13 protein-coding genes are annotated in these 13,794 nt (G+C 40.6%); 8 read left to right on the forward strand and 5 right to left on the reverse strand.

Annotated elements, in window-relative coordinates:
• Positions 1-11: 11 nt before the first annotated feature.
• Both Cop2CBH44_RS12625 and Cop2CBH44_RS12630 read right to left on the reverse strand, forming a co-directional pair.
• Positions 12-626 carry a fumarylacetoacetate hydrolase family protein gene (locus tag Cop2CBH44_RS12625; RefSeq protein WP_021930796.1) on the reverse strand — a complete coding sequence of 205 codons (615 nt, stop codon included), beginning with the start codon at positions 624-626 and terminating at the stop codon, positions 12-14.
• Positions 627-663: 37 nt separating this feature from the next.
• Positions 664-1,314, reverse strand: coding sequence for a redox-sensing transcriptional repressor Rex (locus Cop2CBH44_RS12630; RefSeq protein WP_021930795.1), 651 nt, complete (start codon positions 1,312-1,314; stop codon positions 664-666).
• Positions 1,315-1,465: 151 nt separating this feature from the next.
• On the opposite strand from Cop2CBH44_RS12630, the gene Cop2CBH44_RS12635 reads away from it, so the two are divergent.
• Positions 1,466-1,810, forward strand: a complete 345-nt coding sequence (locus Cop2CBH44_RS12635) for a translation initiation factor (RefSeq protein ID WP_021930794.1) — start codon at positions 1,466-1,468, stop codon at positions 1,808-1,810.
• 16 nt (positions 1,811-1,826) lie between these two features.
• Positions 1,827-5,072, forward strand: a complete 3,246-nt coding sequence (locus tag Cop2CBH44_RS12640) for a UvrD-helicase domain-containing protein (protein WP_200754939.1) — start codon at positions 1,827-1,829, stop codon at positions 5,070-5,072.
• Between the two features lie 79 nt (positions 5,073-5,151).
• Here the strand turns inward: Cop2CBH44_RS12640 and rpmH are convergent, their stop codons facing one another.
• Positions 5,152-5,304 carry a 50S ribosomal protein L34 gene (gene rpmH / locus Cop2CBH44_RS12645; RefSeq protein ID WP_055097481.1) on the reverse strand — a complete coding sequence of 51 codons (153 nt, stop codon included), beginning with the start codon at positions 5,302-5,304 and terminating at the stop codon, positions 5,152-5,154.
• Between the two features lie 196 nt (positions 5,305-5,500).
• Between rpmH and efp the strand changes: the two genes are divergently transcribed.
• Entirely contained in the window at positions 5,501-6,064 is a 564-nt protein-coding gene (gene efp, locus Cop2CBH44_RS12650) for an elongation factor P (RefSeq protein WP_044224863.1), read from the forward strand.
• A 324-nt stretch (positions 6,065-6,388) separates the two neighbouring features.
• Entirely contained in the window at positions 6,389-7,060 is a 672-nt protein-coding gene (queC, locus tag Cop2CBH44_RS12655) for a 7-cyano-7-deazaguanine synthase QueC (protein WP_021930306.1), read from the forward strand.
• 23 nt (positions 7,061-7,083) lie between these two features.
• Here queC and Cop2CBH44_RS12660 read toward each other — a convergent pair whose 3' ends face one another.
• Entirely contained in the window at positions 7,084-8,127 is a 1,044-nt protein-coding gene (locus Cop2CBH44_RS12660) for an acyltransferase family protein (protein WP_021930305.1), read from the reverse strand.
• 246 nt (positions 8,128-8,373) lie between these two features.
• Between Cop2CBH44_RS12660 and Cop2CBH44_RS12665 the strand changes: the two genes are divergently transcribed.
• Genes Cop2CBH44_RS12665 through Cop2CBH44_RS12680 form a run of 4 tightly spaced genes read left to right on the forward strand, consistent with a single transcriptional unit; the run spans position 8,374 to position 12,698 of the window.
• Positions 8,374-9,369, forward strand: a complete 996-nt coding sequence (locus Cop2CBH44_RS12665; protein ID WP_021930304.1) for a glycosyltransferase — start codon at positions 8,374-8,376, stop codon at positions 9,367-9,369.
• 15 nt (positions 9,370-9,384) lie between these two features.
• Complete coding sequence (gene radC / locus Cop2CBH44_RS12670; protein WP_200754940.1) at positions 9,385-10,083, forward strand: RadC family protein; 699 nt, start codon at positions 9,385-9,387, stop codon at positions 10,081-10,083.
• 16 nt (positions 10,084-10,099) lie between these two features.
• On the forward strand, positions 10,100-11,368 hold the full coding sequence (locus Cop2CBH44_RS12675) for a DUF4861 domain-containing protein (protein ID WP_200754941.1): 1,269 nt from the start codon (positions 10,100-10,102) through the stop codon (positions 11,366-11,368).
• 19 nt (positions 11,369-11,387) lie between these two features.
• On the forward strand, positions 11,388-12,698 hold the full coding sequence (locus tag Cop2CBH44_RS12680) for an NCS2 family permease (RefSeq protein ID WP_021930301.1): 1,311 nt from the start codon (positions 11,388-11,390) through the stop codon (positions 12,696-12,698).
• 1 nt (position 12,699) lies between these two features.
• Here Cop2CBH44_RS12680 and Cop2CBH44_RS12685 read toward each other — a convergent pair whose 3' ends face one another.
• Positions 12,700-13,710 carry an AI-2E family transporter gene (locus Cop2CBH44_RS12685; protein ID WP_021930300.1) on the reverse strand — a complete coding sequence of 337 codons (1,011 nt, stop codon included), beginning with the start codon at positions 13,708-13,710 and terminating at the stop codon, positions 12,700-12,702.
• Positions 13,711-13,794 lie beyond the last annotated feature (84 nt).

The raw sequence follows: 13,794 nt of genomic DNA on the forward strand, positions 1-13,794 counted from the left end.
GTATATAAATTTTATTTTACATAAAAATCGAGGACTTTTTCCTCTTTCAGATACCCTTGCAAGTGGTCATTTATTTTTACAGGTCCGATACCATCGGGTGTTCCTGTGTAAATGAGATCTCCGATTTTTAACGTATAAAAGCGGCTGACGTATGCAATAATATCATCTATATTGAATATCATGTCCTTGCTATTCCCCTGTTGGACGGTATTCCCGTTTATGGATAGGGAAAAGGGCAACTGGCATGTATCTCCAAGTTTTTCTATTTCTACAAAATTCCCTATTACAGCAGAAGAATCGAATCCTTTGGATATTTCCCAGGGCTCACCGTTTTGCCGTAATTTGCTTTGCAAATCGCGTGCTGTAAAGTCTATACCTACGGTTACAGCATCATAATAGCGGTGCGCAAATCGTGGGGCAATATTTTTCCCCAGCCGGCAAACCCGGAATACCAGTTCGGTTTCATATTCGATTCTTTCCGAAAAGTCGGGAAGAAAAAACGGCTTTCCGTCTTTTAAAAGAGCAGTCTCCGGTTTAAAGAAGATAACAGGCTCTTTAGGTAATAACGTACGATTCATCTCTTTATTGTGAGAGAGATAATTCCATCCGACAGCAATAATCTTCATTTATTTTTCTTTTCTGAAAGGTTGATAGGGAATGGTGTTATTTTTTTAGATTATTTAACCGATTGAACATAACAGCCAAATGTGCATAAATAGATGTATTCTGGACAACGATATGTTTGGGAACCCGAATTCTGAACGGGGTAAAATTCCAGATTGCTTTTATTCCTCCGGCAATCATGTTTTCTGTGGCTTCCTGGGCCCGTTCTACCGGTACAGTCAATATACCTATGTTTGCGCCCAATTCTTTTTGTTTTTGTTCGAACTCGGAAATGTGGTATACCGGTATTCCATTTATCATAGTTCCGGCAAGTTCTTTTTTGACATCGAATCCGGCTACTACATTCATCCCGTATTGTGCTAATCCGGAGTCTTGTAACAATGCAGCACCTAAACTTCCTACTCCGAATATAAAAGCTTTGTGAACATTGGTAAATCCGAGAAAATTTTCCAACACTTCTACCAGAGAATTTACTTCATAGCCAACTCGTGTTTTTCCCGAGATATTTATAAAAGACAAATCCTTGGCAATTTGTGATGCATCTACGTTTATATCCTTGGCAATCTGAGTAGAAGAGACATATTCTTCTCCTTTGTCTTTCAGTAACTTGACGTATGCCAGATACCACGGCAAACGACGAAGTGAAGGTTCGGGCAATTTAATATTTATTTTAGTGTTTTCGTTAGCCATAAATGCGTATTTTTCTGCATTATTACAAAAGTAATAATTTTTTTTAATCTGAAGGTTTTGTTTGGTAACCTTCTTTATCTGTATTAAATTTGGACGCAAATATACTGAATATCGAGGACTTAAGGGATAATCGGAGTTAAATATTGAGATGATGGCTAAAAAAAATGATTGGAAAGACAGGTTGAATATTGTGTATTCTACAAATCCGGATTTTCATTATGAATCTGGTAACGAAGAGGAAACAGAGACTCTTCCGCCGGATAAGCAGCAATTGAAAATACAACTTGACAAGCGTAACCGGAATGGAAAATCGGTGACATTGATAACCGGTTTTATAGGTACGGAAGATGATTTGAAGTCTCTGGCGAAATTGTTGAAAACCAAATGTGGAGTAGGAGGTTCGGCAAAAGATGGAGAGATTTTGATACAGGGCGATTTTAGGGCAAAAGTCAGGGATGTGTTGTTGGGTGAGAATTATAAGGCTCGCATCATTTGAAAAATAGTAATATTTCGTGTTAACAGTATATAGAGCGTCGGCAGGGTCGGGTAAGACGTACAGGCTTACTTTAGAGTATCTAAAATTGCTTTTTTCTGCAAAAGAGAGAGATGCATATCGTCATATTCTTGCGGTGACTTTTACCAACAAAGCGACCGGAGAGATGAAGCGGCGTATCATACAAGAATTGTTTGTACTGGCACATGGTGTCAGGAATTCGGACTATTTTAAGGAGTTGACCTCTTTTACCGGTTTTAATGAACCGGATTTACAAGGCAAGGCAAAGGAGATATTGTTTTCCTTGCTCCATGATTTTTCATCTTTCAGTATTGATACAATCGACCGTTTTTTTCAGCAGACTACTCGGGCCTTCACTCGGGAGATAGGGTTACAGGGCGGATATAATCTGGAGATTGATAATTCTCGTGTATTGTCTGAAGCGGTAGACCGGATGTTGTTTGAACTGGAAGACTCTTCGAGCAAAGAATTGTTGAGTTGGTTGTTGAAATTTTCTGAGGAAAAAGTGGAGAATGCCGAGAGCTGGAATATACGCAAGGATATTGAGGCTCTTTCCGGGGAGATATTTAAGGAGACTTATAAGACATATAGCCGAGAACTGTTGGCCCTGACTGCGGATAAAAAGGTGCTGAAAGAGTATATCTCGGAACTTTCCAAGATACGGAATATGTTCGAAAGTTTTTTGCAGGAACTGGGAGAAGAGGGGCTACGGTTATTGTCTCACTTTCAATTGCAGGCGGCCGATTTCAAGGGTGGGAAAAATTCTCCATTTTCTCATTTTGAAAAATGGGCGTCGGGTATAATAAAGGAGCCTACGGTGACTTTTACTAAGTTGGCGGGTGATATTGCACAATGGTATACGAAAACAACAGCTCCGGAAATACGCGCTCGTATAGAAGAAGCTTACAACGGGGGGCTTAACGATTGTATAGAAAAGGCTTTGAAATGTTTTGGGTTGTATCCTCGTTATCTGTCGGTAGTAGAGACCTCGCGATATTTTTATACATTAGGCATTTTGAGTGATATCGACCGGAATGTGAGAGCCTATGAGCAGGAACATAATTTGTTGCTGTTGTCGGATACGACCGAATTGCTGAATCGTGTCATTGACGGTAGCGATACGCCGTTTGTATATGAGAAGATAGGTACTCGGATAGATAATCTGATGATAGATGAGTTTCAAGATACTTCGAATATGCAATGGGCCAATTTTTCTCCTTTGTTCAAAGACAGCCTTGACCGGGGTAAGAATAGTCTTATTGTGGGAGATGTCAAGCAGAGCATTTATCGATGGCGCAATTCGGATTGGAAATTATTGCATGACCGTTTGAAACAATCCTTTGGAGCAGGGCAAATGGCGGATAATGTACTGGATACCAATTGGAGAAGTTCATCTCAGGTAATAGCTTTTAATAATGTTGTCTTTCAGATGTCGTCACGAGTATTGCAGGATATTTTGAATGACCATATGGCCGATGCACCTGTATCGGATGATGAGGTCAAGGATTTCAAGAATAAAATCGTCGATGCATATTCTGATACGTATCAACATGTCCCTCCGAAAAACAAAGACTATATGGGGCATGTTTCCATATTTTTTAAAGATACGACAGACGAAATCCCTTGGAGAGAAAGGGCATTGGAGGATATTCCCGATGTATTGAAGCGGTTGCAAGACCAGGGGCTTAGACTGAAGGATATTGCTTTTCTTGTGAGGTATAAGAAGGACGGGCGGCTCATTGCCGATAAATTATTGTCATATAAGGCTCAGAATACGGATAGCCGTTATCGATTCGATATTATTTCGGACGAGGCTTTGTATCTGGGAAATGCTCCTGTAATCAAGTTGATTATAAGTATTTTAAATTATTTGCAAAATCCGGATTCTGAGATAAATCGTACGCAAGCAGTATATGAGTATGAAATTTTTCATGAGCATCAGGCTCCCTCGGATGCTTTGAGTACCTATTTTTCTTTGCGGGAAGATGTGAATAATTTGACCTTTTTTGCCCGGATAGAGAGCCTGTTTGAGGATTTGAGAACTCGTCCCCTTTTTGAGATGTGCGAGAAGATAATCGAGTATTTCCCTCCGGTGAATAAGAGCGATGAGGTTTATGTCCAGGCTTTTCAGGATGTAGTGCTTTCTTATATCGATAAGCATTCGGCCGATTTGGCTTCCTTTTTACAGTGGTGGGATGAGAAGGGTAAGAGTAAAACGATTTCGACTCCCGATTCGCAGGATGCGATACGTATTATGACTATACATCAGTCTAAAGGCCTGGAATTTAAAGCTGTGATTATGCCATTTTGTGATTGGAGCCTCGATAATAATGATTCTCAACATGCCAATATTTTGTGGTGCCGGCCCCGAAGTGCTCCTTTTGACCGCTTGCCTTTGGTACCGGTAAGATATAGCTCCCGTCTTGAAAAAACGATTTATGCCTATGATTATTTTAATGAAGAGATGCACTCGTATATTGATAATCTCAACTTGGCATACGTTGCTTTTACCCGGGCTAAGGAAGAGTTGGTATTGATAGCCCCCAAACCGAAAAGCGGGAATACGATATCTTCTGTGTCGTCGTTGCTTTATTATTGTATATCCAATTCTTTTTCAGATGGGACCGGACGGGAATTTGTAGATTTAAGGTCATTTTATAATCCGGACACTTGCGTCTTTGAATTTGGGAAGGCAACGCATACGGTTTCGGAGCATCCGTCTGCGGTCGAAGAAATAGCTATGCCTGAGTATTCGTCTATAGATTTTAAAAATCGTTTGAGGTTACGGTTGCAAGGGAAAGGGTATTTTGGCGACCGGGAAGAACGCCGATATGGTACTTTGATGCACGAGATATTGAGTACGATTCATTATCCTGAAGATTTGTCTCAGGCATTGAAGCCTTATATTTTTTCCGGACAACTGACACGGGAAGAAGCTGCCGAAGTAGAAGGGGATATTCGGAAATGGATTTCATCTCCGGAAGTTAGCAGATGGTTCGCTCCGGGAATCCAAGTGCTTAATGAGGCCGAAATATTACAGTCCGAGGGTATCTTTTATCGTCCTGACCGGGTGGTTATAGAGGGAGATGAAGTTTCGGTCATCGATTATAAATTCGGTATAGTTGAGCGGGACTCGTATCGTAGGCAGGTGAGGCAGTATGTCTCGTTGGCGGAGAAGATGGGATATAATCATGTTTCCGGATATATATGGTATGTAGAGTTGTCGAAGATAGAAAAGGTATGATACTTATATATATGGAAGCAGGGGCTCGATAATCGAACCCCTGCTTCCATATATATAAGTATATTTTGGAAAATATATCTTATCCGTTGTATTCGTCAGATACAGTTAATTTTTTTCTGCCTTTAGCACGACGACTGGCTAATACTCTGCGGCCGTTAGCGGTAGCCATTCTCGAGCGGAAGCCATGTTTGTTTTTTCTCTTTCTGTTTGAAGGTTGAAATGTTCTTTTCATTGCCGTATATATTTATCGTTATTATTCAAAATTCGGACTGCAAAAATAGATACTTTTTTTTAATAAACAAAGTAATGGCTCATTTTTTAGTGGATTCTTTTTGTGTTTTTTCTTGATTTACATTACTTTTGCAGTCAAGAGTAAAAAACGTACGTGGTAAATAATCTAATAATAATCACATATAAGTTAAAAAAGTATGATTAATGCCCAAGACATTAAAATCGGAACAGCTATCCGTATGGACGGTAAACTGTACTTCTGTATCGATTTCCTGCATGTAAAACCGGGAAAAGGAAACACTTTTATGCGTACAAAATTGAAAGATGTTGTGAACGGCTACGTTTTGGAACGTCGTTTTAACATCGGTGAAAAATTGGAAGATGTACGCGTAGAGCGTCGTCCATATCAGTTTTTGTATCAAGAAGGAGATGATTATATTTTCATGAATCAGGAAACTTTCGACCAACATCCTATTTCACGTGACCAGATTACAGGGGTTGATTTCTTGAAAGAAGGTATGATTGCCGAAGTTGTATCTGATACTTCTACCGAAACTATCCTTTTTGCAGAATTACCGGTAAAAGTGCAATTGCAGGTGACTTATACCGAACCGGGCTTGAAAGGGGATACTGCAACAAATACATTGAAACCTGCAACTGTAGAGACGGGAGCTACTGTGCGCGTTCCGTTGTTTATCAACGAAGGTGAAATTATAGAAGTAGATACCCGCGAAGGAACTTATGTTGGGCGTGTGAAATAAAAACAATTATTGATTTTAGCTAATAACTTATGAGAAGGCATATCTATACGATATGCCTTTTTTATTGGGACAAATGTCTTTTATATAGAGATTATTCATTATCTTTGCTACTGAAAGGGACCTTTCCGTGTGCTTGCTATACCACGTAAAAAACAAGGATTATAAGAGTCGGGTAGATATTATTGAAAATCTTTTTACAGGTGTTTTCTCTTAAGGAGAAGGAGAATAACCTCTGATAAGATTTTGACCGGACTCGATGAATAAATGGCCGGCTTTTCCGCGGAACTTTCCCTTATTTTATCAACTACATTATAATAATAGAAAATGAAACAGAAAGAAACGGCGCTGGTCTGCTTCTCTGGAGGGCAGGATTCTACAACATGTTTGTTTTGGGCATTGGCACATTTCGAGTCGGTACAGGCTATAAGTTTTGTATATGGGCAGAAGCATTCTTTAGAGGTAGAGATGGCCCGGAAGATTGCGAAGAAAGCCGGAGTTCCTTTTGAGGTGCTCGATGTATCGTTGATGGCTCAATTGACTGATAATTCTTTGACAAATCCGGAGTTGAAGATGGATGAGGAAAAACCGGAGAATACTTATCCGAATACTTTTGTTCCGGGACGGAATATGGTGTTTCTGACCTTTGCTGCTATTGTCGGATTTCAAAGAGGTATCAGGCATTTGGTGACCGGAGTTTCTCAGGCCGATTTTAGCGGTTATCCGGATTGCAGGGATACTTTTATCCGTTCGCTGAATGTATCTCTCAATCTGGCGATGGATGCGCAGTTTGAAATACATACCCCTTTGATGTGGAGGGATAAGGAAGCCGTGTGGGCACTTTCGGATGAATTGGGTGTTTTTGACTTGGTTCGCCAAGAAACGTTGACTTGTTATAACGGCATTCCGGGTGACGGGTGCGGACATTGTCCGGCATGTAAACTTAGGAGAAACGGATTAGAAAAATACTTGTCGCACAGGCATAAGAAGACCGAGTGATATTGTTGTTAATGGTGTATAGGTCATTGTTTTTTTATTTTCTCTTTGTTTAGTAAATTGGAGGGGATGAGTTCCTGCTGTGCAGTAAACCGGGGAAAATATTTTATGCTTATGGGTATGAGTACCATTTCACAAGCCAATACAATCAGGAGAATCAGGAGATAGCTTGTGAATGATTCGGAAATCAACGGATAAAGCAGTGCCCCGGCAGTCGTGAAAATAGACCAGTGTGTACCGAATGTAATGAGTGAGTATCGTCCGAAGTAAGCGATGCCCGGGAGATGTTTTATCCATTTGGATAAGAACAGGATAGAAAGGGTTCCTCCGATGCCTGCAGAGTAAAATATCCAATAGTGGTCAGGGAGGTGCAGCCCGGCAATATTTACCGGTTGGGCAACGTAATATACAAAGACTGAAATGGGTATAATACTTGCAAATAAATATTTGTCTCTGTGTTTATTTTCTGTTAAGAATCCGCTTTTCCGAATTAGGTAGCCTATGTGAAAAAAAGGCAGGGAGACAAGTGTAGATGTTCCTTTGTAAGGAAGGACGATTCCGTTAGTAGCCAAATACCAGCCTATGACGGATATGATGATAATGGATATGTTCAGCAAGGTAAAGTTTAGAAACTTGTGTAAAATGTAGTATATGATGTTTATTTCGAATAAGCAAGTAAGGAACCATAAGGGTGGATTGTGGGAGCCTCCCCCTCCGAACCGAATCGGGTCCCAGAATTGCCATTTGAAATTATTCAACATATTGTTTCCCTGAAGTGTATTTATGACGGCCCAGATAAAATCGAACAGGTAGGAAAATATAAAGAAGAAAAACAGGGGAACGATGAGATTGTTTATTTTCTTTATGGTAAACTCAAAAATACCGGAATATTGTTTGAAGAATAGACCTGATAAAAAGAAATATAAAGGCATACGGAAGGAATCGAAGAAGATACCGATTTTATAGTCGAGGATGGTAGTGTCGATATGTGCATATACCACTAAGATAATGCATATGCCTTTTGCTATATCTATGTATTCTATTCGTTGCTTCTTGTGGATGTCTGTCATATAAAAGTAGAAATTGGAAAAAGAAAGGCAAATATATAAATAAAATATCGAATAGCTACCGTAAATTCCGGTTTGAGACGTAATTGTATGTATGATGTAGAGCCAAATCCGACTTGGATTTGGTGAGGATTATTTATAGAATTCTTTTCGGACAAAATTCAAACAGGCTCTTATTTTATATAAAATTTTTCTATTGGTTTCTTAAAATACCCTATCTTTGTAACCATCACAAGAACAAATACATATATGCCCTATTTTTCAGTAATAATACCTGTTTATAATCGTCCTGATGAAGTACGGGATTTGTTGGAAAGTCTTAGTAATCAGACCTCTTATGATTTTGAAATTTTGTTGGTGGAGGATGGCTCGACATTGCCTTGCCGCTCTGTTGCAAATGATTATTCGGAGAAGCTCGATATACATTATTACTATAAGGAAAATGAGGGGCGAAGTATTGCCCGAAATTACGGTATGGAGAAAGCGTCGGGAGAATATTTCATTTTCTTTGACTCTGATTGTGTCATTCCTGAGTCCTATTTTGAAATAGTCCGGAAGGAATTGGACCGGAATTATGCTGATTGTTTCGGCGGTCCGGATAAGGCTCATGAGTCTTTTTCGGACATACAGAAAGCTATAAACTATTCGATGACTTCATTTCTGACAACGGGGGGGATACGAGGAGGAAAGATGCAGTTGGAGAAGTTTACTCCACGTACATTTAACATGGGATTTTCCAGGAAAGTATTCGAATCTGTCGGAGGTTTCAGGGAGATGTTCAGCGAAGATATCGATATGAGTACACGTATCCGGCAAGCTGGGTTTTCGATTAGACTTATTCGCCCGGCGTATGTCTATCATAAGCGGCGTACCAGTTTGAAACTTTTTTGCCGGCAGATTTATATATTCGGGATGTCTCGGATTTCGTTGTATCTTTTATATCCCGATACCTTGAAAATTGTGCATTTATTACCGGCAGCTTTTGTCTTGGGCTCGTTGGCGATGATTATAGCCTCGTTTTTCTGGCCGTATGCCATATTACCGTTGCTTTTCTATCTGTTGGCAATATTTGCCGTTTCCCTGTTTTCGAATAAGAATCTTAAGATTGCGGCATTGTCGGTGATAACCAGTGTCATACAATTGGGGGGCTACGGTATAGGCTTTATGAAGGCATTTTTCTTGAAAATATTGTTGGGCAGAGGCCGGGATGAGACAGAAGAGATACGTTTGCGTAAGGGGAAATAAATTGTTAAGATTGCCATGAGAAAGACCGAAAAATTGAATATTAACGAATGGGCAGTGGAAGACCGTCCTCGTGAAAAAATGCTTTTGAAAGGTATTCAGGCGTTGAGCAATGCAGAACTTATTGCTATTTTGATTGGTTCGGGAAACAAGAAAGAAACGGCGGTGGAACTGTCGCAACGGATATTGAATGATGTGAATAACAGCCTGAATCAATTGGGTAAGTTGAGTGTGTATGATTTGTCTGATACTTATGATGGCATAGGGGAGGCAAAAGCCATCAGTATTATTGCTGCGTTGGAACTGGGCCGGAGAAGGAAAAGCGAAAAAGCTGAAGTGCGTAAAAAGATACTTTCGAGCCGGGATGTGTATGATTTGTTTTACCCTCAACTGGCAGACCTTCCGCATGAAGAATTTTGGGTTGCTTTTTTAAACTCGTCGAATAAAGTGATGGATAAAGTCCGTGTAGGCCAAGGGGGTACGACTTTTGCTCCGGTAGATATAAGACTGGTGTTGAAGCCCGCTGTACAGAAGTTGGCTTCGGGGTTGATATTGTGCCACAACCATCCATCCAGCACGAATAAACCCAGTAGACTTGATATTGAGTTGACTCGGAAGGTAAAAGAGGCGGCAGCCTTGTTCGATATCCGCATTTTAGACCATATAATCTTTTGTGATGATGGTTATTTTAGCTTTGCAGACGAAGGTATATTATAAATAAAATATGGAAGGTATGAAAAAAGTGCTATGGTGCATTCCGTTTCTTTTTGTATTATCGGCATGCGGAAGTTCGGAAGTTAAGCAGATTGTTTTAGAGAATACAGATGGTAGAGCGCATGTTGATGAGGCATTGTTGTTTACACGCGAACAGCTGCAAGCCGAAGAGATGTTGTTGTCTCCCGTAGTTCGGGATGAAAAAGGGGAGCTGGTAGCTTGCCAGGCCGATGATATGGATGGTGATGGAAAATGGGATGAATTTGCATTTGTATATTCTCTTGAGCCTGGCCAGAAGGCAGTTTTGTCTCTCGAATGGGTAGAGCCGGAGGATTATCCTCAATTTGCTTCCCGTACGAATATACGGTATGGCAAGATGTATGCACCCGGAGATATCCGGGAATTGAAAACCGATGTGCATGGTAAATACAATCTGGCGAGAGATGAGGGGTATCCTTACCAGATGGATGGTATTGCTTGGGAAAATGATAAGATGGGGTTCCGGCACTATTTCGATGGGCGGAATTGTCGGGATGTTTTCGGCAAGAGAGTTTCGGATATGGTTTTAGATACTGTTGGTATCCGGCCCGAAGGTATACCGGGAGATACATATCATGTATTGGCCGGGTGGGGCCGGGATATTATGAGCGCTGCCAATTCGTTCGGTTTGGGAGGACTTGCGTTGCAGACTCAAGATAGTCTTGTGCGCTTGGGTGTGACTATAGATAAGACGGTCGATAATGTCGATTCTACTCGATATGCTTTGATTGCGGAGGGACCGGTGAGGTCGGTATTTGACCTTGATTTTTATGGATGGGAAGTGCCGGGAGGTAAAATCGATGTGAAGGAAACGGTTACTATCTGGGCAGGAAAATTCGGTTATGAAAATAAGGTAAGAACATCAGCTTTACCTGATAGCACATATTTGGTTACGGGTATTGTTTCGAACTTTAATGATATGCCTTATGAGAAAAAGCAATTTGGAGATTATACAGCAATGATGACTCATGACAAGCAGACCTATAATAAGGAATGGTATATGGGGATGGCATTGATTATACCCAACAATAATTTGGCAGAAACCTTTGATGCGCCTAAAGATAGTGCGGATATTATAAAGACATGGTGTGCCCGTCTGAAGCCTGATATGGATAGTTTGTATCATTTTAATGCGTATGCGGCATGGGAATTGACCGATTCTAAGTTTAGCGACAGAGAATATTTCTTTTCTTTGATAGGAGATTATGCTGATAAGATGAACCGACCCTATAAAGTGATATTGAAATAGCTATTAAGTTCTTAAGAAGATGCGGTTATATAAAGATAAAGCTTTTTGCCTGCAGAAACTATTCGGTTTTGAAGTTGGAAAAATGAATGTCCGAACCGAGATTTTAGCAGGTATTACTACCTTTTTAACGATGTCTTATATTCTTGCCGTAAATCCTGAAGTTCTGGGACAAGCAGGGATGGACAAAGGGGCTGTATTTACAGCGACGGCTCTGTCTTCTGTTGTTGCGACATTAGTAATGGCTTTGTGGGCAAAGTTGCCTTTTGCTTTGGCTCCTGGAATGGGGTTGAATGCTTTTTTCGCCTTTACGGTGTGTCTGGCAATGGGGAATAGTTGGCAATTTGCTTTGACAGCGGTTTTGATAGAAGGTATATTGTTTATCGTATTGACATTGACAAATTTGCGGGAAGCTATTGTAAATGCCATACCGATGTCATTGAAGAACGCCATTGGTGCCGGTATCGGTTTGTTCATAGCGTTTATCGGATTGCAGAATGCCGGTATTGTAACTCATAATGATGCCACATTAGTTTCTTTAGGGAACATCACTTCCCGTTCTCCTTTATTGGCTCTTGCCGGATTGGCCATAACATCGGTATTACTGGTTAAGAATGTAAAGGGAGCCATGTTGATAGGAATTGTATTGACGACCATTATTGGTATTCCGATGGGGATAACACAATATAAAGGAATCATGAGCCTTCCCCCGTCTTTGTCTCCTGTCTTTTGTCAGTTTGATTTTGAGAATGTGTTTACGGGCAAGATGGCAATTACAGTATTTACATTGCTCTTTATTGATATGTTCGATACTATCGGGACATTGGTCGGAGTATCGGCAAAAGCAGGGATGTTGCAGAACGGGAAGATACCTCGGGTGAAGGAGGCTTTTATGGCCGATGCTATCGGTACGACGTTCGGAGCCCTTGTGGGGACAAGTACGGTCTCGACATATGTAGAAAGTGCGTCGGGGGTAGCACAAGGCGGCCGGTCGGGACTGACCTCCTTTGTCGTAGCTTTATGTTTCATGGCGGCTATACTTTTTTCTCCGCTGTTCCTTTCTATTCCGGGAGTAGCTACGTCTCCGGTATTGGTGTTGGTAGGTCTGTTTATGCTTGCGCCTATAAAGGAAATCGATTTGGATGATTTTTCCGAATCAATACCTGCATTTATATGTATTATAACCATACCCATGGCTTATAGCATATCTGATGGCATAGTGTTGGGGCTGATAAGCTATGTGCTTATCAATCTGTTTTGTGGAAAGCGTAGGAAGTTATCGGTAGCTATGTATTTATTGGCCCTGTTTTTTACGTTGAAATATCTTATCTGAACTATTTATTGTCTTCAAGATATTCTTTTTTGAAGATATTGACACATAAAATGAATATGGATAGCAAGAGCGGACCGAAAATGACTCCCATGAACCCGAACAAGGACAATCCTATGACGACACCGAATATCGTGATTAGAGGGTGTGTATCGGCCAGTTTCTTTTGCAGGACAAACCGTATCAAGTTGTCTACATTTGTTATTATGGCGAGAGAGTAAGCCGCCAGGCATACGGCAAAAATCCAGTTCCCGGTCAGTGCCAGGTATACGACCAGAGGTGCCCAGACGATAGATGTCCCTACAATAGGGATGATAGTTGCGAAGCAAGTAAGGAAACCGAAAAGAAGAGCATTCGGGACACCGAAAATCACGTAACCGATGAGAGCTACCAGCCCTTGTATAATAGCGAGCAAAGGTATCCCGATGGCATTCGATTTTACAATAAGTTCGATTTCTTTCACTACGTTTTTTTTGTTTTCTTGGCTGAAAGGTAGTATTTCGTATATGTATTTTTCCATTTTTTTCCCGCCTATAATCATAAAGTAAAGTACAAACAGCAGGACGAAGATATTTACCACGAAACCGGTGATTCCGCTCATCAACGTTTGCCCTATCTGAGGCAGCGTGGAGACAATAGATGATATGTTATCTCGGTCGAAAATATTGTATCCGGTTTTGTTTTCTATCAAGTTGACAATGTGTTCTACTTCCTGTACAAAAGCGTTCGGGTCAAGATTGATGTTTTGCAGCTTGCTTATAAATAGCCATACAGCGAGGGTAAGTGGTATCAAAAATATCAATATCGATTCTATCAGTAGCAGAATGGCGGTCATGCTGGGCCTGATTTTCTTCTTCTCGGTCAGGTAAAGCATCTGGTTTCGTACCAGAATATAGATGGTTGAGGCACCCAATATGCCTCCTAAGAAGGGAATGAATTCTATGAATAGAATAACTCCCAGTACCAGAATGATAGTTATTAACGAATATCTCCAATATTGTTCTTTGGCACTCATATCTGAAATTTTAATATACAAGTATAGAACAAGATTTGAAGGCGCAATGTTTGCCTGACTGGTATTTAAGCGAAAATTTGAACA

The sequence above is a fragment of the Coprobacter secundus subsp. similis genome (assembly GCF_015097275.1).
GTDB classification, from domain to species: Bacteria; Bacteroidota; Bacteroidia; order Bacteroidales; family Coprobacteraceae; genus Coprobacter; species Coprobacter secundus.